Annotated in this window: 18 protein-coding genes; 12 read left to right on the plus strand and 6 right to left on the minus strand. The window is 48.4% G+C overall.

All coding sequences use genetic code 11. The features are described from left to right. Nucleotides 1-47 precede the first annotated feature (47 nt). From HGP31_RS08940 to HGP31_RS08990, 11 genes are all read left to right on the plus strand, one after another. Nucleotides 48-1,415 (plus strand): hypothetical protein, encoded by a 1,368-nt coding sequence (locus HGP31_RS08940; protein ID WP_168757488.1) that lies wholly within the window; start codon nucleotides 48-50, stop codon nucleotides 1,413-1,415. A gap of 94 nt (nucleotides 1,416-1,509) precedes the next feature. Beyond that, nucleotides 1,510-2,724, plus strand: a complete 1,215-nt coding sequence (locus HGP31_RS08945) for a glycosyltransferase (RefSeq protein ID WP_168757489.1) — start codon at nucleotides 1,510-1,512, stop codon at nucleotides 2,722-2,724. A 2-nt stretch (nucleotides 2,725-2,726) separates the two neighbouring features. Next, entirely contained in the window at nucleotides 2,727-3,761 is a 1,035-nt protein-coding gene (locus tag HGP31_RS08950) for a polysaccharide biosynthesis protein (RefSeq protein WP_168759144.1), read from the plus strand. A gap of 3 nt (nucleotides 3,762-3,764) precedes the next feature. Continuing rightward, complete coding sequence (gene wbjC, locus HGP31_RS08955) at nucleotides 3,765-4,883, plus strand: UDP-2-acetamido-2,6-beta-L-arabino-hexul-4-ose reductase (protein ID WP_168757490.1); 1,119 nt, start codon at nucleotides 3,765-3,767, stop codon at nucleotides 4,881-4,883. A gap of 97 nt (nucleotides 4,884-4,980) precedes the next feature. Beyond that, nucleotides 4,981-6,111, plus strand: coding sequence for a non-hydrolyzing UDP-N-acetylglucosamine 2-epimerase (wecB, locus tag HGP31_RS08960; RefSeq protein WP_168757491.1), 1,131 nt, complete (start codon nucleotides 4,981-4,983; stop codon nucleotides 6,109-6,111). A 13-nt stretch (nucleotides 6,112-6,124) separates the two neighbouring features. Then, on the plus strand, nucleotides 6,125-7,375 hold the full coding sequence (locus HGP31_RS08965) for a glycosyltransferase family 4 protein (RefSeq protein WP_168757492.1): 1,251 nt from the start codon (nucleotides 6,125-6,127) through the stop codon (nucleotides 7,373-7,375). Continuing rightward, a complete protein-coding gene (locus HGP31_RS08970; protein ID WP_168757493.1) occupies nucleotides 7,375-8,337 on the plus strand; it encodes a UDP-glucose 4-epimerase family protein in 963 nt (320 codons plus the stop codon). Before HGP31_RS08965 ends, HGP31_RS08970 begins: the two co-directional genes overlap by 1 nt. Further along, nucleotides 8,337-9,353: an MraY family glycosyltransferase gene (locus HGP31_RS08975; protein WP_168757494.1), complete on the plus strand. Its 1,017-nt coding sequence runs from the start codon at nucleotides 8,337-8,339 to the stop codon at nucleotides 9,351-9,353. The genes HGP31_RS08970 and HGP31_RS08975 overlap by 1 nt, the downstream gene beginning before the upstream one ends. Before the next feature lie 106 nt (nucleotides 9,354-9,459). Continuing rightward, nucleotides 9,460-11,454, plus strand: coding sequence for a polysaccharide biosynthesis protein (locus tag HGP31_RS08980; RefSeq protein WP_168759145.1), 1,995 nt, complete (start codon nucleotides 9,460-9,462; stop codon nucleotides 11,452-11,454). 215 nt (nucleotides 11,455-11,669) lie between these two features. After that, complete coding sequence (locus tag HGP31_RS08985; protein ID WP_240963525.1) at nucleotides 11,670-12,017, plus strand: YceK/YidQ family lipoprotein; 348 nt, start codon at nucleotides 11,670-11,672, stop codon at nucleotides 12,015-12,017. Between the two features lie 628 nt (nucleotides 12,018-12,645). After that, on the plus strand, nucleotides 12,646-12,855 hold the full coding sequence (locus HGP31_RS08990; RefSeq protein WP_168757495.1) for a hypothetical protein: 210 nt from the start codon (nucleotides 12,646-12,648) through the stop codon (nucleotides 12,853-12,855). A 656-nt stretch (nucleotides 12,856-13,511) separates the two neighbouring features. Here the strand turns inward: HGP31_RS08990 and rfbC are convergent. From rfbC to rfbB, 4 genes are read right to left on the minus strand one after another with little or no spacing between them, the layout of a single operon-like run. Further along, nucleotides 13,512-14,057 carry a dTDP-4-dehydrorhamnose 3,5-epimerase gene (gene rfbC / locus HGP31_RS08995; protein WP_168757496.1) on the minus strand — a complete coding sequence of 182 codons (546 nt, stop codon included), beginning with the start codon at nucleotides 14,055-14,057 and terminating at the stop codon, nucleotides 13,512-13,514. Continuing rightward, a complete protein-coding gene (gene rfbA / locus HGP31_RS09000; RefSeq protein WP_168757497.1) occupies nucleotides 14,057-14,938 on the minus strand; it encodes a glucose-1-phosphate thymidylyltransferase RfbA in 882 nt (293 codons plus the stop codon). The genes rfbC and rfbA overlap by 1 nt, the downstream gene beginning before the upstream one ends. An 8-nt stretch (nucleotides 14,939-14,946) precedes the next feature. After that, the gene (gene rfbD, locus HGP31_RS09005; RefSeq protein ID WP_168757498.1) at nucleotides 14,947-15,849 is read right to left on the minus strand and encodes a dTDP-4-dehydrorhamnose reductase; all 903 of its coding nucleotides are present in this window, start codon (nucleotides 15,847-15,849) and stop codon (nucleotides 14,947-14,949) included. Next, on the minus strand, nucleotides 15,846-16,946 hold the full coding sequence (rfbB, locus tag HGP31_RS09010) for a dTDP-glucose 4,6-dehydratase (RefSeq protein ID WP_168757499.1): 1,101 nt from the start codon (nucleotides 16,944-16,946) through the stop codon (nucleotides 15,846-15,848). Before rfbB ends, rfbD begins: the two co-directional genes overlap by 4 nt. Before the next feature lie 902 nt (nucleotides 16,947-17,848). Between rfbB and HGP31_RS09015 the strand changes: the two genes are divergently transcribed. Continuing rightward, nucleotides 17,849-18,448 (plus strand): acyltransferase, encoded by a 600-nt coding sequence (locus tag HGP31_RS09015; protein WP_168757500.1) that lies wholly within the window; start codon nucleotides 17,849-17,851, stop codon nucleotides 18,446-18,448. Nucleotides 18,449-18,932: 484 nt separating this feature from the next. Here the strand turns inward: HGP31_RS09015 and HGP31_RS09020 are convergent, their stop codons facing one another. Both HGP31_RS09020 and HGP31_RS09025 read right to left on the minus strand, forming a co-directional pair. Continuing rightward, entirely contained in the window at nucleotides 18,933-20,132 is a 1,200-nt protein-coding gene (locus HGP31_RS09020; protein WP_168757501.1) for an alginate O-acetyltransferase AlgX-related protein, read from the minus strand. A gap of 323 nt (nucleotides 20,133-20,455) precedes the next feature. Further along, nucleotides 20,456-23,428 (minus strand): glycosyltransferase, encoded by a 2,973-nt coding sequence (locus HGP31_RS09025; protein ID WP_168757502.1) that lies wholly within the window; start codon nucleotides 23,426-23,428, stop codon nucleotides 20,456-20,458. Nucleotides 23,429-23,455: the final 27 nt, after the last annotated feature.

A 23,455-nucleotide genomic window follows, 5' to 3' on the forward strand; every position in this document is an offset into this window, starting at 1 on the left:
TGGGCAGTCGGGGTTCGATAGCTAGTAACATTAGGCGGGCGGTAAATATGACTTTGTTAGATGATTTTAGAAGTTGGGTGTCTAGAAATTTGGCGCCGGTTATATTTCTTCTGGCATATCTTTTTACTGTAGTGCTGGGTAATGTGCTTTATAGCTTGCCTTTTGGGAGGGAAGGTTTGTTAAGAAGTGCATATACTGCGGATATCCTGAGCTTTGATACGCTTTTTAGTCCCGGATATTGGTTGCTGCTTTTTCTGCCGTTCCTGATAACTCCGCTTGTTGTCGTGTTGGTGAGGAAGGGGCTGGGGAGGGCCGTCCTTGCGCTGTCGAATTGTGTAGCTGAGTTTTCCAGAGCCGAATACATTTTCATATTGGCTGCTTGTTATGGCGTTGTGTTGTTCGCTTTGGTGCGCGCAGACGCATTTTCATTATTCTTGAATGGCGCTGATGCAGTCGCATCTGTCCTGGCGCGGTTCAAAATTAGAAGCCAGGTAGGCTTCTTTTCATTAATGATTTTGATGTCTCCTTTGCATTTTTTGTCTATCTATTCGCTGGTGCGATGGATGAGAGAAAGAAATTGGTTTTGGCTGGGGTTAAGCATTTTTAATGGCGTGGTCATGTCCGCATTTTTGATAATGTTGAACATGAAGTGGCCGATCCTCATTTTTTATGCCGGTTTGGTACTGGCCATTTTCGTCTATGCGAAACGACATGCATACTTGAAGACTGCGTTGGGTGGGGTTTTACTGATAACCGTTTACTTCCTGATTTCCGCATTCGTGTTTCGTCTGGCAACGATCGATCCTGCCAAGATGGTTCAGTCTACTGATGTGTCTGTAGTAGAGGCGCCCCTTACGCCCTATGTTTCGCGAACCAAAATACTCGATGTAGGTAACGCAGCAACAAAAAATGCACCAATGCTGGTATTTGCAGCCGTTAACCGTATGGCTATTATTTATCCCTACTACTATCAGGTCTTCACTCGAGAAGGCGCTGTTTGCGGAGGGATTCTAGCTCAGGCGAAAGTAGGGCCTGTTTGCCGTCCAAGTACCTTGATCTACACTAGGATGTTCAATGATGGTTTCAATGGGCGTGGCACCGCACCTGCCGCTGTTCATATTTCCGGATATGCATTGGGGGGATGGCCGATTGCGGTTGGTTTTCTTGTTTTTGCTTCTTTAGTGCTGGGTTTGTTCACCTGTCTTCCGCTGGAGTTGAATTCAGTGACGGGGGCTCTGGCAATAACGGGAGCTATTTCGGGGTATCATTATTCCCAGTTGCCCATTGAGGGTCCAATTATTTACGATCACGGATTACTTTGGGTTTTTCTTATGTTGTTCGTTTTTGTCATTTATCGTTATCTGCTTGGTCTGTTTCGGGGTGACTTTGCAGGTTCGAAAAAACAAAATTTGTGACCTGATGTTGCTCTGCGAGCCGTGTGTTATTTGGCGCGCTAAAATAGGGCTTCGGGATTAGAATTGTTTTCAAGGGGGCACTACGGGAGAAGGAATGAGTAAAAATGTCGCATTGTTAGGGTTCTATGTAGGGGCTCGGTACTTTGAGCGATACTCGAAAAACGACCCTTTTCCACAGGTGGCGGCTTTTAAGTTGGAAGGCCGTTTTCGCGAGGCGCTAAAAGTAGGTGGTGCCAGTGTCGAATCTGTCGCCAGTCTCGCTATTTCTACTTATCCACGAAATAAGAAGCTTTATTTTCCGGGGTCAAGTTTTATCGATGATATCGGTAGGGGGGTTGTAATCCCGCTGTTGAACTTGCCGATCCTTAAGTTGCTTTTTCGATTCCTGGGGGCTTTCTTCTCGCTTGATCGCTTCCGCCGCAAAGGTCTCGATGCGGTGTGCGTCTACGCTGCTCATACGCCAAATTTGCTCGCGGCTTATCTACTGAATAAGTTTTTTAAAGTCCCATTTTTTGTGTACGTGCCTGATCTTCCTTCTTATATGGACATGGGGATGAAGAGGTCGGCACTCTTGAAGTTTTTGAAGAGAGTGGATGCAGGTATCATTGATCGCCTCATGGGGGGGGCGTCAGGATTCTTTGTGATTAGTAAATATATGGTCGAGGATCATGCCTCGTGGTACAAGAAGCCTTACTTTGTGCTTGAAGGCATCGCTGGTAGGGCACCCATTGATAGTGAGCTCAAGCAGGTTTCCGCTTCTGTAGTCGCTGCCAAGAAGATTATTTTTTACGGAGGGGGGTTAAATCGTGCGTATGGCATTGCCGAGCTTGTCCATGGTTTTATCGAGTCAAACCTGGATTATGAGCTTTGGCTGTGCGGTCGTGGAGATCTGGAGGAATTTCTGGTCGCCACTTCTAAGCAGTATCCCGCCGTCAAGTATCTGGGGAATATCACACCGGATGAAGTTGCAGCTATTCAGTCTCGCTCTGCATTACTGGTATTAACTCGTGATCCTCAGGAAGCGTATACGCGTTACTCTTTTCCCTCTAAGTTACTAGAGTATATTGTCAGTGGTGTTCCGGTCTTGACCACCCGCCTGGGCGGTATACCTGACGAGTATTTTGATTTTTTCAATGTCATCGAGGATTTTTCGATTTCAGGAATCAGTGCTGCCTTGAAGGCCATTGATGCTGCAGATCAGCAGCTTTTGTTGCAGAAGGCGGCATGTGGTAAAATATGGGCTTTGGAAAATAAATCCAGCACCGCCGTCGGTCGAAAAATCGTAGGTTTTATGGAGAAATTTAGTTGACTATTTTTAGTAATAAGAAATTGTTGATTACTGGCGGCACCGGTTCTTTTGGTAATGCGGTGCTGAAGCGTTTCCTCGCATCTGATATTGCTGAAATCCGGATTTTCAGTCGCGATGAGAAAAAGCAGGACGACATGCGTAAACATTACGCCAGTTCCAAGCTAAAATTCTATATCGGCGATGTACGCGACTATCAAAGCGTTTTGAATGCTACCCGAGGCGTTGATTATATTTTTCATGCGGCGGCTCTCAAGCAGGTTCCATCCTGCGAGTTCCACCCCATGGAGGCAGTCAAAACCAACGTGATTGGTACTGAAAATCTGCTTGAGGCTGCGATTCAGAACGAAGTCAAACGGGTTGTCTGCCTTAGCACCGACAAAGCGGTTTACCCAATCAACGCCATGGGTATATCCAAAGCGATGATGGAAAAAGTCATGGTCGCAAAGTCGCGTAATGCCGATGATGATAAAACCGTCATCTGTGGAACTCGCTACGGTAACGTGATGGCTTCACGGGGTTCTGTTATCCCCCTGCTAATCCAGCAAATTCGCGACGGTAAACCATTGACGTTGACCGATCCGAACATGACCCGTTTCATGATGACGCTGTCCGACGCAGTTGATCTTGTTCTGTATGCCTTTGAACATGGCAACAATGGCGATCTGTTCGTGCAAAAGGCGCCTGCTGCCACGGTTGATGTCCTGGCCAAGGCCCTGACGCAAATGCTCAAGAAGCCTGATCATCCAATTCAGGTGATCGGTACCCGCCATGGCGAGAAGCTATTCGAGGCGCTGCTTAGTCGTGAAGAAATGGCGTGTGCCGAAGATCGCGGAGATTACTACCGCGTGCCGCCGGATTTGCGCGATTTGAACTACGCAAAATTCGTTGAGCAAGGTGAAGAAAAGATTTCGCGGACTGAAGATTACAACTCTCATAATACAGTACGCTTGGATGTCGAAGGAATGAAACAGCTGTTGTTGAAGCTGGATTTCATGCGTGCGATTCAGCGTGGCGAGCATGCAACACCGGAGGAATGATCGATGAAAGTATTGATCACGGGTTCAAACGGTTTTGTAGGAAAAAATTTAATAGCCCACCTCGCTGAGCGGGCGGACATCGAGGTTATTCCCTTTACTCGGGAAGATAGCGTTTCGCGCCTTCAAGAGCTGGTGCGCGATGCGGATTTCGTGTTTCATCTCGCCGGTGTGAATCGACCTCAAACTCCGGAAGAATTTATAACCGGAAATACCGATCTGACTCAGGCCTTATGTGATGCCATAGTCGCTAGTGGTAAATTGACACCCGTTCTTTATACATCGTCCAGCCAAGCGGAGCTGGATAATCCATATGGGAGTAGTAAACGCGGTGCTGAAAGTGCTCTGCTCGCGTTGAAAGAACAACACAACTCTCCAGTTTATTTGTTTCGCTTGCCCAATGTATTTGGGAAGTGGTCTCGCCCGAACTACAACTCTGCGGTCGCAACGTTTTGTCATAATATTATTCATGACTTGCCAATACAAATCAATGATCCTGAGGCGCTCATCAATCTTGTGTATATTGATGATGTCATTGCTCAATTTGTCGCTACTATGGATGGCCCGCTGTCCAATGAACTATTTGTCAACGTCGAGCCGCAATATCGGATCACTGTAGGTGCCCTGGCTGAACAGTTACGAGCCTTTCGCAACAGTCGCTCCAGTCTGATCACCGAGCCCGTTGGTGCGGGATTGGTTCGTGCTCTTTACGCTACTTATGTCAGCTACCTGCCACCAGCAAGTTTTACTTATGGTGTGCCAAAGTATGCTGATCCCCGCGGTACCTTCGTAGAGATGCTCAAGACCCGGGACAGTGGCCAGTTCTCCTATTTTACTGCGCACCCTGGCGTGACTCGCGGGGGGCATTACCACCATTCGAAAACCGAGAAATTTCTGGTTATCAGGGGAAAAGCCTGCTTCCGCTTCAGGCACATCCTGTCTGGCGAGTACTATGAGTTGTTCACTACCGGGGACGAACCGGAAATCGTCGAGACCGTAACGGGCTGGACGCACGACATCACCAATATCGGTGACGAGGAAATGATCGTTATGCTTTGGGCTAACGAAGTGTTCGATCGCTTGCGGCCGGATACCTATGCACGCCCTGTAGGCATTCAGGCGTAAAACTCGTGATTTAGGCGAGTAGATTATGGCTGGGCGCTAGACTTAAAAAGTGTGAAGCATCCAGATCTCCGGTTTCATGGATTAAGTAGAGTTTGCAATGAAAAAATTGAAAGTTGTCACGGTTGTAGGTACCCGTCCTGAAATTATCCGTTTGTCACGGGTGATGGCTAAGCTCGATCAGTATTGTGATCACGTGCTGGTTCATACGGGTCAGAACTACGACTATGAGCTGAACGAGATTTTCTTCCAGGACCTGGGTATTCGCAAACCTGATCACTTCCTGAATGCCGCGGGCGCTACGGGTGCTGAGACCATAGGTAACGTCATCATCGCGGTGGACAAGGTGTTGGCTACAGTCCAGCCCGAGGCGCTGCTGGTATTAGGTGATACAAATAGTTGCATGGCGGTGATCCCTGCCAAGCGTCGCAAGATTCCAACCTTCCATATGGAAGCGGGCAACCGCTGTTTCGATATGCGTGTGCCTGAGGAGATCAATCGTCGCATTGTCGATCACACTGCCGACGTCAATCTGACTTACAGCACGATTGCCCGGGATTACCTTCTTCGTGAAGGGCTGTCACCGGATATGGTAATCAAGACTGGCAGCCCAATGTTCGAAGTGCTCAATCACTATCGTGAAGGTATAGATGCGTCGGATGTGCTGGATCGTCAAGGGCTGGAGAAGGGCAAGTTTTTTGTTGTCAGTGCGCACCGTGAAGAGAACATCGACTCGGACACCAATTTCGGAAAGTTGGTGGAGGTGCTGAATACCGTTGCGGAACATTATGACTACCCTGTCATTGTTTCAACTCATCCTCGTACACAGAAACGTGTCGATGCGATGGGGGTGACGTTCCACAAAAATGTAAGGTTACTCAAGCCATTGGGTTTCAAGGATTACAACAAGCTTCAGCTTGAATCCAAGGCAGTGCTGTCGGATAGCGGCACCATCAATGAAGAGTCTTCCATTCTAAACTTCCCTGCATTGAATATTCGGGAAGCACATGAGCGGCCGGAAGGTATGGAGGAGGCCTCTGTCATGATGGTCGGCCTCGAGGTAGAGCGTGCCATGCAGGGCTTGCAGATACTGGAAGGGCAAGGGCGGGACCAGGAGCGCAGCTTGCGACTGGTGGGGGACTACAGCATGCCGAACGTAGCTGAAAAAGTGGTCAGGATTGTCCATAGCTATCGTGATTATGTAAATCGCGTCGTTTGGAAAAAATATTGAGTCGAGTTTGAGGATGACTGAGAATAAATTGAGGATCTTGGTGGTTACTCAATACTTCTGGCCGGAAAATATGCGGATTAATGATTTAGTTCGTGATTTCGCCGAGTCTGGCCATGAAGTGACTGTGCTTACCGGGTTGCCCAATTATCCCGAAGGCAGCATTTTTCCTGATTACAAGAGTAATCCTGCTGCTTTCAAGGAGTATTGCGGTGCCCGTGTGGTACGGGTTCCTCTTGTGCCTAGGGGTACGCGCAATCTTAGTCTGATTTTAAACTATCTTTCTTTTTTCTTTAGTGCATCAATATTGGGGGCGACGAAGCTACGTAATCAGAAGTTTGATGCTATTTTCGTTTATGCCGTATCTCCTATTATGGCTGCGATACCGGCAGTGATAATAGGGCGGATGAAAAAAGTACCGGTTTTCATCTGGGTGCTCGATCTTTGGCCTGAAACCCTGAGGGCGGTTGGGGTTGTTCGGAATCCATCTTTATTGGCCCTGGTTGGGCGGATGGTTTCGTGGATCTATAATCGCGCGGATTATTTGTTATTACAATCGAAGGGTTTTGGCGAGAATGTAAAACAGTACTGCACGAAAGACATTTGTCCAGAGCGACTCGTCTATTTTCCAAGTTGGGCTGAAGATGATTTTTCGTTTTCCTCGACAACTTCAGATTTGCTCGTTCGTGATAGTACCGTGTTTACCATTGTTTTTGCCGGAAATCTGGGTGAGGCGCAGGACTTTCCCGCCGTACTGGATGCCGCAGAATCATTGAGGGAGAAAGTGCCTGTGCGTTGGGTGATCGTGGGAGACGGGCGCATGAGCAAGTGGCTAAGCGAGCAGGTCGTAGCCAGGGGCTTGAGTAATGTACTGCTTTTGGGGCGGCACCCGTTGAGTGCCATGCCTGGCCTGTTTGCTTGTGCTGACGCACTTTTGGTTTCGTTAAAAACCAACGATGTCTTCGAAAAAACCATTCCCGGGAAAGTGCAGGCTTATCTGGCATCGGGCAGGCCTATTTTGGGCATGATCAATGGAGAAGCTGCGCGAATTATCGAAGAGTCGGGAGCGGGCTTCAGTTGCTCTTCAGGGGATGCCAAGGGGCTTGCACGAGTTACCCTGAAGTTGGCAACCACCGACGTCGGTCAACGAGATATAATGGGCCAGGCTGGTCGGTCCTACTATTTGAACCATTTTTCGAAGCCGGCGCTTATGACTCGGCTCGAAAAGCTTTTTCGCAATGCAACTTTACGCAAGGGTGCCAAGTAATGTCGCGCTCTGTATTTCTGACTGGGGCAACCGGTTTTGTGGGTGGAGCGACTTTAAAGCGGCTGATTGCCGAAGACTGCTCCGTTATTGCTGCCTTGCGTAATGTGCCCAGATTATTCGATGAAGATGTCAAAATCGTTCTTGTGGACCGTTTTGATGGTGATACAGCCTGGAAGGAAAGTCTTTGTGGTGTAGATGCCGTCATTCACGCCGCGGCTCGTGTTCACGTGATGAACGATACTGAGGCCGATCCTCTGGCAGCCTTTCGAAGGGTGAACGTAGAGGGCACATTGAACCTTGCACGAAGCGCGGCCGAGGCAGGTGTTCGGCGCTTCATTTTTATCAGTTCCATAAAGGTGAATGGCGAAGGTACTTCTCCGAGTTCCGCCTATACGCCAGAAGACGTACCAGCGCCTGTGGACCCCTATGGGATTTCAAAGCTGGAAGCCGAGGAGGGGCTGAGAAAGCTTGCTGTAGAAACCACGATGGAAGTCGTGATCATTCGGCCAGTGCTGGTTTACGGCCCCGGCGTAAAAGCAAACTTTCGGAATATGATGAACTGGCTGGACAAAGGTATCCCTTTACCTTTTGGGGCGATTCACAACAAACGCAGTCTTGTCGCTCTGGACAATCTGGTCGATCTGATCGTCACCTGTATTGACCATCCAGCCGCAGCCAACCAGACTTTTCTGATCAGCGATGGCGAAGATCTTTCTACAACCCAACTGCTGCGAAAAATGGCATCGGCACTTGGTCGGCCAGCGCGTCTTTTACCGATACCTTCCCGGCTAATAAGTGGTACGGCTGCATTGCTGGGTAGAAAGTCTTTATCAAACCGATTGTGTGGCTCATTGCAGGTAGACATGAGCAAGACACGCTCATTGCTTGGGTGGTCGCCACCGGTCTCTGTGGACGATGCATTGAAAGCAACGGCACAAAATTTTCGGGATAGTAAAAAATAATGATCTATTGGTGGCTGATTCCGGTGGTGGCTGGTATCTCGTTGGTATTGACTGCTGCTTTGCGCCGCTACGCTATGGCCCGCAGCATCATTGATATTCCTAACGCTCGAAGCTCTCATTCCATTCCCACTCCGCGCGGGGGCGGCGTAGCTATTGTCGTGGCGTTTTTACTGGCGCTTCCAGTTCTCGGCTTGGCTCAGCTGGTACCCGCGTCGGCATTGGTTGCAATCGGTGGCGCGGGTATATTGGTAGCGGTGATCGGGTTTATGGACGACCATGGTCATATTGCTGCTCGCTGGCGCTTACTCGGGCATTTTACCGCTGCAGCATGGTCCTTGTTCTGGTTGGGGGGACTACCGTCGGTTACGGTATTTGGTATCAGCCTGGACCTCGGCTGGATGGGCTGCATCCTGGCCGCGTTCTATCTAGTCTGGATGCTCAATCTTTACAACTTCATGGATGGCATTGATGGCATTGCCAGTGTTGAAGCGATCTCGGCCTGCTTGGGCGCTTGTCTGCTTTATTGGTTGGGCGGATTCGAAAGTCTGATTTGGGTGCCGGCTCTATTGGCCATGGCCGTGGGAGGATTTCTGTTTTGGAATTTTCCTCCTGCACGCATATTCATGGGTGACGCGGGAAGCGGGTTTTTAGGGGTGGTATTAGGTGTCATCTCGATTCAGGCCGCCTGGGTGTCCTCTCAGTTGCTCTGGGCTTGGCTGATCTTGCTGGGAGTTTTCATCGTCGATGCGACGTTCACTCTGATTCGGCGTCTTTTGCGTGGTGACAAGGTCTACGAGGCGCATCGTAGTCATGCCTATCAGTTCGCTTCCCGCAAATCAGGCCGTCATCTGCCTGTTACGCTTGGCGTACTGGTGATTAATCTAGTCTGGTTGCTACCCGTTGCGTTGTGCGTGGTCGTGTTGGGCCTTGATGGTCTGTTCGGCTTGATCGTCGCTTATATTCCTCTCATTTTGCTCGCTATCAGATATAACGCCGGCGATCTGGAAAAGGCATAATGGAATGCATTTTTCCTTGGTTATGACAGTTTTCGCGGTGTTTTAAATGTCTGGTGATCTGACATCAGCTATCGGTATCAGCAGCTTCAGGAGTGCGAACAGGTTTATGGATAATGTACGGGCATATTTGTTAAGCCTACCGCGTCGACACAAACGTTTCTTGCAAGTCATCACTGACTGCGTGCTCGTCTGGGTAGCCTTGTGGATGTCATTTATCGTTCGCTTAGGCATTGACGAAATGATCAATCCGCTTACCCAGCACCTTTGGTTATTTGTGGCTGCTCCGATCGTCGCGATTCCGCTTTTTATCCGCTTCGGCATGTACCGGGCCGTTATGCGTTACTTTGGAAACGATGCCCTGATTGCCATCATCAAGGCTGTCAGTCTCTCCGCACTGATTTTGGGAATGGTCGTATATTGGTATAGTAATCACCAGTATGTAGTGCCTCGTTCAATCATTTTCAACTACTGGTGGCTCAGTCTGATCATGGTCGGCGGCTTACGTCTCGCCATGCGTCAGTATTTCTTGGGTGACTGGTTTGCAGCAGTTCAGCATGTCCCCTTCACCAGTCGAGACGATGGACTGCCTCGCGTCGCCATTTATGGGGCAGGTGCCGCCGGCAACCAGCTGGTCGCAGCACTGCGCATGGGCCGCGCCATGCGTCCCGTTGCATTCATTGATGATGATAAAAACATTGTCGATCGAGTGATTTCCGGTTTGCAGGTTTATAAGCCCAAGCATATTCAACGCATGATCGACGTAACGGGTGCGCAGGAGATACTGCTCGCGGTGCCATCCGTGAATCGGGGGCGCCGCCGTGAGATTCTGGGCTTCCTGGAGAGATTTCCACTGCATGTCCGTAGCGTCCCTGGTTTCATGGATCTTGCCAGCGGGCGAGTCAAGGTTGATGACATTCAGGAAGTCGACATTGCAGATCTTTTGGGGCGGGATGCGGTACCGGCGCAGGAAGATCTACTGGAGCATTGCATTAAAGACCAATCGGTTATGGTTACGGGCGCAGGTGGCTCCATCGGCTCCGAACTTTGTCGCCAGATCCTGATTTTGAAACCAACTACGCTTTTGTTGTACGAGCACAGCGAATTCAATCTTTACAGCATCCTGTCGGAACTGGAGAGTCGCGTTGCACGAGAGTCACTGTCGGTACGCTTGATAGCCATCCTAGGTTCGGTACGTAACGAGGAAAAATTACTGGCCGTTATGAAAACCTGGCATGTAGACACAGTGTACCACGCCGCGGCTTACAAGCATGTTCCGATGGTCGAACACAATATTGCCGAAGGCGTGTGGAATAATGTGATCGGCACGTTGAATACCGCGCAGGCCGCTCTGCAGGCGGGTGTTTCGAACTTTGTGCTGATCTCAACGGATAAAGCTGTTCGACCCACAAATATCATGGGCAGTACCAAGCGCCTGGCTGAGCTGACGCTTCAAGCATTGAGTCGGGAGGTGGCCCCGGTGATGTTTGGAGACAAGACCAACGTTTCCCGGGTTAATAAAACCCGTTTTACCATGGTGCGCTTTGGAAACGTACTCGGTTCCTCCGGTTCAGTCATTCCACTGTTTCATGAACAGATCAAGTCCGGTGGGCCATTGACCGTTACCCATCCAAAAATCACGCGCTACTTTATGACGATTCCTGAAGCTGCTCAGTTGGTGATCCAGGCGGGCTCAATGGGACAAGGAGGGGATGTATTTGTGCTGGATATGGGAGAGCCGGTCAAAATTGTCGATCTTGCCGAGAAAATGATTCATCTTTCCGGGCTAAGCGTGCGCTCGGAGAAGAACCCGCATGGTGATATTTCCATACAGTTCACCGGGCTGCGACCAGGGGAAAAACTTTACGAAGAGCTGCTGATTGGCGATAACGTGGCAGCTACACCACACCCCATGATCATGACTGCCACTGAGGACTATCTCAGTTGGGACGTGCTTAAACTAAAGCTTGGCGAGCTACTGGCAGCTGTCGAACGCGATGATTACTCGCAAGTTCGCCATCTTTTACGAGAGACGGTCAGCGGCTACAACCCCGAGGGTGAAATTGTCGACTGGATCTATCAACAACGTCGTTTAGAACCCTGATTATTTAATGACGAGTCGCTTAAGTCCCAGAGCAATTCGGACTTCCTGTCAATACCGGTGAAAATCGTGTTATAACCTTACATGGTCGTGGCCGGCTAGATTCTGCTTTATTCTGTCCGAATCCGTATATTTGATAAAGATAGCGCATCGCAGCGGCTCCCCTGACTAAAAGAAGCCCGCTAATGGCGAGATGGTCCAACTTCAGGTTATGATTCATGCATCAACACGAATGGGTGAGACGTATGAGGCAATGGATTGCAGGTTTTGTCGTTGTAGCAATTTCAGGTTGTGGCACCTTCAAAACGCTGACCGACGAGGAAGGTGCTGCCGATAACCTGGCGAAGTGGAAGTCAAATTGCCACTCAATTCCCCGCGCTTACAGTGGCGCCGTCTATCAATTCTGCAATTTGGATGGACCTCCTAGGTCCGGTCCGCACTGGGATGTACCGTCGATTGCTCTCGACATGGCGATTTCCGGTATTGCAGACACAATTCTCATCCCATACACCGGTTATCTGCAGTATCAGAAAGGTGATATCAAAGTTCGCCGAAAGCAATACTGATTGTAAGCGCTCTGCGATTCCCACGTTTATCAGTATCCAACTTATCCTCGTGCTGTGTTCGCAATTTCGTTTCGGAGCCAGTACCTCATGATACGAACCGACGCCAAAGTCGAAAAGTCTATCTCTACGCCAAGACCGTGGACTTCCGAAGAGCCAACGATGGTCTTGCTGGGCCGTTTTGATCCGTGGGTGCAACCTTCCTTGCCAGATTTCCCCACATTACTCGGGGCATGATCTCTCTGGCCGACGACCTTCCTTATGACCGCGTTTTACTCGAGAAAATACTGCTTGAGGCACGCAATCGCAAGATGTTTGCGGAACACCCAGGCTCAAGTCTGTTCGTTTTAAGGAGGGTCGTGGATGATTTCGATGCGCGTCAGGTCGTCAGGCATTGGTCTGCGTACACTGTGACGCCTGGTCTTTGGGAATCGAGATCATGCTTAGGATTGCATCGAATCAGGTCTCGAATCGTGGCGTCAAATCTTGGTGAGTGCGGTTCAACCAGTGATCGAAACCCTCGAGCATCCAGTTGAGTACCTGGACAGTCAGGCGCGATCCTTCGTGTGAGGGTGGCAAATTATTGCAAGATGAAGTATTTGTGTCCCGTCGAATTTTGACGAGCAATATGATGAAATTACGCAAAGAACAGAGAGGGCGCGTGACGGTGGTTGTTTCCAACACGAGTGAAGGTGCGGTACTGCAATCTGGATGGGAGATTCAGACGGTCAGCATTTCCGCAATTGCACCTGCCTCGGTCAAGACCGGTAGATATGCGTCGGAGCAAGAGGCTATTGAAGCTGCTTTTCTTAAAGCCAAGGAGTTTGGTCTGGATTCTTGATTTCATGGAGGCTCTGGCCTGCTTTCGTATGCCGGCCCACTTTCTGTGATCGGATGCGACAAGGTGGCAATTTTCAGGTGGATGGGGTAATGAATGGTGACTGCCATAGGGGCCGGATGAAGGAGTGAAAATGTCGACTGATCGTGAAATTGCGTTGGAACTTGTAATTGCAGCACTTCTTAAGGCCGCTCGGCACGACAAGAACGAAATACTACTGCGTGCAAAAGGCCTTATTGCAGACGGGGCTCTTGATACAAGTGGCGGATTCGCTGACAGCGAATCAGTAGCCAACTCAGCTATCAGAGAGATTTCAGGGTACTTGCAACCATCGTCATTGAACGCTCGACATAGCGAGTAGCGAATGTCGGCTCAAACTGATGAGGCCGGAGAGGGGCCTTACACAGAGCTTCTATGTACTGCACCGCGATGTAGCGGTGGGCGTGGACGATGTGTCGTGGCGAGAATACGAGGAAGGTGTTTGCCTGCAGGGAATTGCGCTAATCGCCACCGATCTGAGCCGGTTCAAGTCGTAGGCCGATGGCTTGGCAGTGTAGCTGAGCCCTTCAACCTTTTTGATTGCACCATGTTGTAAGCCCCACCTGCTATTTTGCGCGGTGGGGCTTTTGCATTACTTGCTGTTGTTTCAGCTCAAATCTTCAAAAGACTTCGGCGTTGGCGAGTAAGACACCAAGCTGGTCCTTTCCAGACAAGATAGGCTCGCCGTCATATCCCCAATCGATGCCAATTGCAGGGTCGTTCCACATTATGCACCTCTCGCAAGATGGCGTGTAGACATCGGTTGTTTTGTAGAGGAATTCAGCCGTATCACTCAAGGTGATAAACCCGTGGGCGAATCCAGTTGGAATCCATAGCTGCCGTTTGTTGTCGGCAGAAAGAATCTCACCTACCCATTGGCCAAATGTAGGGGATGTACGGCGGATATCCACCGCCACATCAAAGACTTCGCCTTGAACAACTCGTACCAGCTTGCCTTGTGCGTGAGGGGGGAGTTGGTAGTGCAGTCCGCGCAGAACACCCTTTACCGACCTGGAATGATTGTCCTGAACAAAGCTGGGCTTGACATCCGTAGCCTCATAAAAGGCACCCGCGCTAAAGCTCTCATAGAAGAATCCGCGCTCATCCCCAAACACCTTGGGAGTAATCAATACGACTTCTGGAATCGCCAGTTGAACGCCTTGCATCAGTACACCTTGTCCTTCAGGAGGTTTTGCAGGTACTTGCCATAACCATTTTTAGCCAGTGGTTGCGCCAGGCGCAGTAAATGTTCCGCGTCAATCCAGCCAGATCGGAAACTGATTTCTTCAGGGCAAGCCACTTTGAGTCCTTGGCGCCTTTCAAGGGTTGCAATGTACTGGCTGGCCTCAAGCAAGCTGTCATGGGTGCCGGTGTCAAGCCATGCGTAGCCGCGGCCCATGATTTCGACATGCAGATTCTGTTGGTCAAGATACAAGGAGTTTAGGTCTGTGATTTCCAGCTCTCCACGAGGTGAAGGTCGCAGCTCTCTAGCCAGATCAACCACTTGATTGTCGTAGAAATAAAGGCCGGTCACCGCATAGCTGGATTTCGGCACGAGGGGTTTTTCTTCCAGAGACAATACACGGCCAGCCGAATCAAACTCAGCAACACCATAACGCTCGGGGTCGTGCACATGGTAAGCGAACACCGTCGCGCCCGTATTGCGTTGCATGGCACTGTTGAGAAGCGGTTGGAAATCATGACCGTAGAAAATATTGTCGCCAAGAACCAGTGCCGATGGATCGTTGCCAATAAAATCGGCGCCGATTACGAAAGCCTGTGCCAAACCATCCGGACTCGCCTGCACGGCATAGGAAAGATTAATGCCCCATTGGCTACCGTCGCCCAAGAGCTGTTCAAAGCGAGGGGTATCCTGGGGAGTAGAAATAATCAAAATATCGCGGATGCCTGACAGCATTAATGTACTGAGCGGGTAGTAAATCATCGGTTTGTCGTAAACCGGCAAAAGTTGCTTGGAAATCGATAACGTCGCGGGGTGCAGTCGAGTGCCCGATCCACCAGCCAAAATTATTCCTTTACGTGCCATGTTGCCTCCTAGTTGATTATTTCATTCAGCATGCGCGTGACGCCGATTTGCCAATGTGGCAGTCTCAAGTCAAAAGTCGACTCCAGCCGTTTGCAATCAAGGCGTGAATTTCGTGGTCGTTGTGCTGGCAGTGGGTATGCCTCGGTCACGATTGCGCCGACTTGTGCGGCGCCGACCTTGAGAGGGATGCCGGCCTTTTCAGCATGCTCCAGCACATGGCGTGCGAAGCCGCACCATGAGGTTTCGCCCTTGGCCGTCAGGTGATAAATCCCTGCAAGGGCGTGGCTGTCGTTTGACATCAGTGAGCGAATGGCATGTGCTGTCACATCAGCAATCAAGTCTGCGCCGGTCGGCGCGCCGATTTGATCGTTGACGACGTTCAATTGTTCGCGTTCCTGCGCCAGACGAAGCATGGTCTTTGCAAAGTTGTTACCGCGCTCCGCGTAGACCCAACTGGTCCTGAACACAACGCTTTTGGCACCCGAGTCGAGAATAGCTGCTTCACCCGCATGCTTGCTGCTGCCGTAGACGGACAATGGGCCTACATTGGTGGTTTCATCTTTGGGCTGGTCACCGCTGCCATCAAATACATAGTCAGTAGAGTAATGAACCAGCCAGGCACCAAGAGCCGCAGCCTCTCTCGCGAGGAGGCCTGGAGCCTCAGCGTTGATACGAAAGGCGATCTCGGGCTCGCTTTCGGCCTTGTCTACGGTGGTGTAAGCCGCTGCGTTGACGATGACTTGGGGCGATACTCGTCGAACAGTGGCGGCAAGCCCATTGAGGTCTGCCAAGTCACCGCACAATCCATCCTGACCCTGGCGATCGAGCGCAATCACCTCGCCCAAAGGGGCGAGTGCACGTTGGAGTTCCCAGCCGACTTGACCATTTTTGCCTAGTAATAGGATCTTCATGCGTGTTCGGTCTTGTATTGCAGTTTTTCCCATTCCCGGTAACTGCCGTCGAGCACGCCGTTCACCCAGGGCTGATTCGCCAAGTACCAATGCACTGTTTTGCGGATACCCGTCTCGAATGTCTCGGCGGGCAACCAGCCCAGCTCACGCTCGATCTTGCGCGCGTCAATGGCATAGCGACGGTCATGGCCGGGGCGATCAGTGACGTGGGTGATCAATTCTTGATAAAGTTCAACAGGGGCATCGGTCAACGCATGGCGAACACCCCGCCCTGCTGCCGGGGCCAACTCGTCCAGCAAGTTGCAAACGGTGTGCACGATGTCGATGTTGGCCTTCTCGTTCCAGCCGCCGACGTTGTAAACCTCACCTGGAGTCCCTGCTTCAAGAACTCGGCGAATGGCTGCACAATGGTCTTCAACAAAGAGCCAGTCACGGATCTGTTGCCCGTCACCGTAAACAGGCAGCGACTTGCCGGCGAGTGCGTTGACAATCATCAACGGGATCAACTTTTCCGGAAAGTGGAAAGGACCGTAGTTGTTGGAGCAATTGGTGGTCAGCACTGGCATGCCGTAGGTGTGGTGATAAGACCGCACCAGGTGGTCGCTTGCGGCCTTGCTGGCAGAGTAGGGGCTGTTAGGGGCATACGGGGTTGTTTCGCTAAATGCGGGATCATCCGCACCTAGTGTTCCGTAGACCTCATCGGTGGAGACGTGAAGAAAGCGGAAGGCGCTTTTGGCTTCAGCGTCGAGGCCCGACCAATAGGCCCGTGCGGCCTCCAGCAAGCGGAACGTACCGTTCACGTTGGTTTCGACGAATGCCTCCGGGCCGTGAATGGAGCGGTCCACGTGGGACTCTGCTGCAAAATGAACCACTGCGCGGGGGGTGTACTCGGAGAACAAGCGTGCGAGGAGCTCGGCGTCCAGGATATTGCCATGCACGAAAGTATGCTGTGGCGAATTTTCTAACGACTGTAGGTTCGCCAAATTCCCTGCATAGGTCAGTGCATCCAGGTTCAGAATAGGCTCGCTGCTATGTGCACACCATTGCTGAGCGAAATTGGAGCCGATAAACCCGGCTCCGCCTGTGATTAAGATCATCCGTAATATCTCTTGGCGGTTAAAGTCTGAAATGCCTGCTTATTATTGCAGATTAAGATGTGATTTGTAAAAAAAACATACGGATGTAGGTTGCGAGCCATGAGATTAAGATTACCTTTTTAAGGTTTAGCTTAAGGCGTCTATTGAAGAGGAGCTGGATGAATTCTGTTGCTAGGCATTGTTATCGGAAGTTGTGTTGATGCACGCCGTTCCAATGAGGGCGTAGTAATGCAGGGCTAGCTATCGGGCAGTGGAGTTAAGTAATGATATGAAGATTTTGCTGATATCCGAGTGATGTAACTTTTCTAGAGTTAGTGCGAATCTTTATTTGCGTCATGATTAGTTGGGGGGGGTAGTTTTCTCGTTAAAAGTAGGTGGGGGCTACACTGGAGATAAAAAGCATCATTCTTTAAAGTTGCTATGCGCTCTGTGATCCTCTTTGTGGTGGGCGGTTGATAGAATTTTATAATGCTTAGACGTCAAATTGTATTCTGGTGTTTTCATACTTCCTCAATTGAGCGCTGTAATCTGCAACCTCGATACTGTCCTCTCGAATTGACTCCGAAGTGCGCCTTCATAATAGTGCTTGGCGCAAAATTTGTAGGCTCTACATCATCCCATAGTGGATTCTCTAAATTTTTTGCGACCTTTCACTACAGGCACCCAATCGAACGGATTAGGTTTGACGCTACGAGGGTCTGAGTCGGTATAATCCTAGGCATGCTTCGAGGCCCTGCAACCTCCAGGTGATCCAATCCTGCTCAAGCTATTGAACGTAATGGCCTGTAAGCATTGGATGGATCGAAAGTTAAAATGGACAGTTTATTCGGCAGTGCCCACCCGCTCTAATCGAGAAAACTAGTCGACACCGAGCTTGGTTAAATTTTTCAACGGGATCTTACATGCCTATTACTGTAATTGACTCAGGACTAAACAATAAAATATCCATTGACAGTGATTCGAATGCTAAATCGAATGCTAGAATTTCTGTCAGTGGTAACGACAATGTTGTAATGATAGATAGTGGTTGTGTATTCAAGGAGGCATCAATAAGAGTTGGTAACAACTGCAGTATAACAATTTCCAAGAATTGCAGTATGAACAAGGTCGATATTTACTGCGTAGATTCAGCACAGATTAAGATTGGTGAAGGAGTTTCATGTACCTTTCAATCTAAAATTTATGCACATGAGCCTGCATCAATCACCATTGGCGAAAAGTGTCTGATCGCTAACAATGTGCTAATGATGGCAAGTGACATGCACACGATTTATGATATAGAGACTGGAGAGCGAATTAACCAAGCCGGCGATATCAAGATAGGAAACCACGTTTGGCTAGCTGCTGGGGTAAATGTTATGAAGGGAGTAACCATTGGGCAGGATTCGGTGATCGGGGCGGGATCTATCGTTACAACTGCAATACCTAACAATTGCGTTGCGGTGGGGTCACCCGCACGAGTCGTTAGAACAGGGACAAACTGGAGACCTGATCTTATTTAAATTTGAAAAACAGACGGGATCTCTATCCCGTCATTTTCGCCGTGCGGTAAAAACTATATTTGCCAAACACTCGCAGCAAGGCTTAGAAGCAAAATTTCCCATAATAATAAGAACAAGCACTGAAGAATATTTTCAGCATCACAATTGGTTGGCGAAAGGGCACGATATGAGTTTTTAGTTCCGGGGAATGGGCGGCAGCCAGAAGCAATTTTTTGAATGTAGAGTTTGTGGATCGCTAACAGCCAACCTCTCAGGGTCGGGAGAGCAGGCGGTGCTGGAAATCGGACGGGCCCTGCGCATAACCTCTTCATGAGATTGGACGCACAAGATGTGCGTTCAAAAAGATAAATAAGTTCCACTCAATTCACTATCAATCTTGACATTGGGCAAGTCCCTGACGTTTCCGTTTAAGCTATACAATAGACCGAATTATAAGATTTTATTTAGTTAGGGGGTTATAAATAGTATGTATTCATAGGTCCTGCTAAATAGGTGTCTTGACTTTTTTTATAAATGTTTCATTGTTAATAAAAGGTTTTGGAGGCGTAGCAATAAATCGTTGGTTGGTTTGAAGTATAACCAAGTCCGGTGAAAACTTCTCAATGATGCTCTTGTCAATGGAGCCCGTCGAGTGCACAAACATGACCTCTCCAAATAGATTGGCAGCATGGGGTAGCATGAAATTAGCCGAGCTGCCGCCAAAAATCAAAAGTTTTTTATACGAATTGGGGGCGCTATTCTTAAAAAACTTTATGTTTCCATGATTCACAATTTTATTATCTGAAATTAATGCCGCAGAGTTAGACATGACTGTTTTAAGTCGAACTGACCGAACTGCAGGAGTGACTTTATCCCCTAGGTCTCCTCTGGTAGAAACTACAATGTATGTTGCGTTTATATCACTTAGATAGTTTTCGTCCATGTCTGCCAAGCAGCTGGATAATGCTATGTTGGCGCCATGGTCGGTCCAGTGTGTTTCTGCCATATCGTAACAAAGATACTTCTGATCTTTCAGCTTTGCAGCAGGCCATGTGATGTGGTCACCAAAATTCAGTGTCAATTTTTCAGTCAAAGTTTCTTTAGTTCTGATATATGGGTATTCTTCTTGGAGAACTTCCTCTTTAGAGGGGGCGAGAAGAAAAGTGTATTTACAAAATCCATTCAGGTATTCTGAAGTAGATGTAAAGTAGTAATTCCAATCGCAGATCCAGTTTTCCGTAACCTTTTTCTCTCCAAGGAACTGAGGAACACTCTCATTTGTATCGTTGTCGAGAAAAATCCATCCCGTTGCACCAATCAAAGTATCTGGCTTTTTGGGTTTGATATTGGCGGCCCAATACGTTTTGTGATTTATTTTTACGCCAAGCTTGAAAGTTTCCTGGCTAAAATCAATGCTGACTCTAAATCCACATTTCAGATGCGGTCTATAGCCGCCAGTTTCATTATCGATCGGGTAGAATTTATTAATTACATCTGGTCGCGATACATTTAAAGGGAATTCTAATGTTTGGTTTTTTTTCTCAATAATTATTGAATCGGCCGTGTGGCTTTCGTCCCCAATAACCCAACCCTCAATTATTGTTTCACCTTGCTGTAATTTGTCAGTATCGAATTTGATCGAATCTAAAAACCATCGCAGATCAAAGTCTTTATTTTTCTCAATACTGAATGTCACACCACTCATAATTCACCTAAGCAATCAACTTATAAAAAGCATAAAATTTGCGTGCCTAACCCAATATGGCACTTTTAGCTGTAAAATACAATATTGACAATGGTGACTCTCAAAGGTCGAGCCTTTGGGAGGCGGTTATCTGCCAATCAGCGCACTCCATACCTGAGAACTATTACATACGGCTCCTATCTCAGACATGGACGCTTATACACGTGTTTCCAGTTGCTGGGATTTGGCGTCCATGTCTTTTTCGCACCGTTCTCAATGTGCCCTAGCACCGCTAGGTTAAATCGTATTAATACAAAATGTGCTGTTTGTCGCAATTATCAACTTTAATAGATGTTGTCAAATTTATAGTATTCTGATAGATAGCTTTGGTATGTTTTGCCAGTGGTTATCTTAACTTCAGGTAGGGACGATAATTCAACTATTTTCAAACAAATTTCCTTATAATCATCCCCTAGCTCTACAACACTGCCGCAGCCGGCTGGCAATCGCTCCGCTGGTGCACCCATGTTGAAAGTTATAATTTTTAAGCCGCACTCTAAGGCTTCGCTGAATGTATAGCTAAAAGTTTCCGGCCATACGCTCAAGATTGCTGCTATGCGACACCCTGATTTTTTTAGCAAATGGGGGAGTTCAGATCTCGTATACTGCCCATGCAAAACTACATTCGGTAGCTTGCAAACTTCTTCGTCGTCTTTCGTGTATCCAATAACGTGGAATTTAATGGGGAGGTTTTTTTCAGCAGCATAGTTTGCACATCCCAATAGATAATCATAGCCTTTGTGAATTCCAATGGCTCCAAGAAAAGCTACATTTATTGGCTCTGCTCTGGATGCACCTTTTATCAGTACATTTTTTACAGGTTCGGGGTGTGGTCGAACCGTGATTTCTAAGTCTTTAAAGTACTTGTTAAGGCGTTTACCAACGTCGTTGCTTGGCACAAAAATTTTTCGAGCACTACTGAACTGTTGCTCATAAAACTTCCGCCATTGATTAATGTCAGAATTGAAATCAGAGATCTGCAGGAGAGAACTTTCGTGAGCGCCATTTCTATTGATGCACGCATTGCAATCGACAGTAGTCGGCTCTCCACAGTATGCTCGGGTATTGTCTATGAGATTTACCCGTGGGCAAATTGAAAGATAGTCGTGAACCGTGACGTCATACTCGCAGCCTAATTGGTGAGGCAGGTCCCAAACATTTTTGCTAAATTCAATTGTGTTGTGGTAGTTGATGTGCCATACACCCAGCGCTTTCAGGTCATTGATCAGTTCTGCGTTTTCGTATGGGTTCTTGTAATCTAAGTATATATCCCACTTGGTATGCGACAGCCGCCAGATATCTGCTCCGGGCGAGGTCAGCATAAGAGTTGGGGCACCCTCTTTTGTCAAATGTTTTGAAAGCTCGTCAGTTGCTACCTGGGTGCCGCCACCTATAGTAAGTGAAACAAAAAGCACAAAGTTTCCAGGGGTTTTTGAGTTGATTTTTAATCTATTTATTTTATGGAAAAGAATATCCCTGGATACAGTATTTCTATATTTTCGTACTGGGTCGTTTTCGATAAACTGAGATACCCTGGCAGCGTAATCCGGGTAAATTCCATTCAATATTTTCAGGTTTTTACGAACGAACTCCTCGGTGTTTGAAGAGAAAGATACCGAACCCAAGTGCTGAACAAATGTGTCAACAGCGAGTACGTTCCTCCATCCGTGTTGCTCCGCTCGGAGCGAGAAGTCATTCTCTTCTGCGTACCCTTTCCCCCATTTATGTTCATCAAAAACCCCCACCTCGTTGATGACGGAGCGTTTAATGAACATGCAGAAACCATGAGCTGTGGGCAGGTCTAAGACCTTTCCGTTGTTCAAGCCATGGAATACGGAGTTTAGCGAATTTACATCATGGCCGATCGGTAACGTGTTGTCCTGGCAAAAGTTCGGGTAACTGCAAATGGTTGCGTTATTCGAGAATGGCGTGACTGTACCGATGATAGGATCTGAATATGCAGCAGATACCAGTTGGTCTAACCACCTGTCAGGTACTAACGTGTCTGAGTTTAGTAGAATGACATCATTCTTATCGGCAAGGCGCATGCCTCGATTAACGGTGCCGACGAATCCTAGATTGTTTTTGTTTTCTACTAGCTCATACTTGTGGTGTTGTGAGTGACGTCTCAACTTTTGGGTGAGTTTTTCGTTGGGGCTACAGTCGTTGATTACGGTCAGTTTGTAGGCGTGCTCATTCTTTGAAGATAAAACGCTATTAATGCAATTTAGTGTTTCCTCATATCCTTCATACACGGGAATTATTACGCTAACAATATCAGATTTAGGCTGTTTTAAGTAATTGTGGTTCCTGGATTTTGATGGTGATTTCTCTACTTCCCCTTTTCGCGTTTTTTCCATAAGTTTCGGGATGAGGGTCGAAGACAGCCAAAGCATTGATGGGTCTGAGTGTGTGGCCAATTCCCTTTTTATGATTTTAGCCAGCTTTGAAATGCCAGCTACTTGTGCTGACAGCAGGTTTACTTCGATGATTTGGGAGAAGGCCAAATCTGTTGTGCCTGATACGTAAATACGTAACTCTGCAAATCCGACCAGATTGGTATGTTTACCGTGCTCTAGCTTAAATCCGCACTTGGCTTTGCCTCCGGCGTTTTCGACGTCAGTTCGGATCATCTCTGCTTTCGTCGTTGCTAGCTTTATGTTGTCGGCATAAAGGTCCAGTTGTACACATTCATCCAGGGTGTTTTGGTCGTAAATCCACCCGTGAACGAAATTCTGGTCCACTACGTCGATATGTCCCCTCAGACCAGGTTTAATTGTTGTGCTTGTTTCGATTAGCGAGAATTGAACATTTGTTGGTGGTGGGGGAGGGGGGGCGTTCTCCACTGTTGCTTCCGCCTGCGAGGGGGCAGTGTGAACTTTTACTTCAGGCGCGGCAGCTTGCGCAAATGTAGGGGATTTTTTTTCTACTTTCGCTGTGGCCTGCACGGGCACAGGATGTTCTTTTACTTCAGGCCCGGCAGTTCGCGCAAATGCAGGAGATTTTTTTTCTATCGTCACTGTGGCCTGCACTGGCACAGGTGATTCATTTTCCGACTTCAATACGGAAGATAAAAGTGGCTGGGATTGCCTTTTTAATCGATTTTCAGCCAAGGCAATATTAAAGTTAACCTGTTCACTGAGTGAGGCATTTTCTTTAATCGCGGATTTATACAGTGATATAGCTGTAGAGTAGTTTTTTTCTCTCATTGCCGCGTTGGCTAATGCCAATAAACTTAGCTTGGTTTCACTATTCATGAGGGTCCTGATTCTTTATGTAGAGCA

It is taken from the genome of Pseudomonas umsongensis, from assembly GCF_012647205.1.
Taxonomy (GTDB): domain Bacteria; phylum Pseudomonadota; class Gammaproteobacteria; order Pseudomonadales; family Pseudomonadaceae; genus Aquipseudomonas; species Aquipseudomonas umsongensis.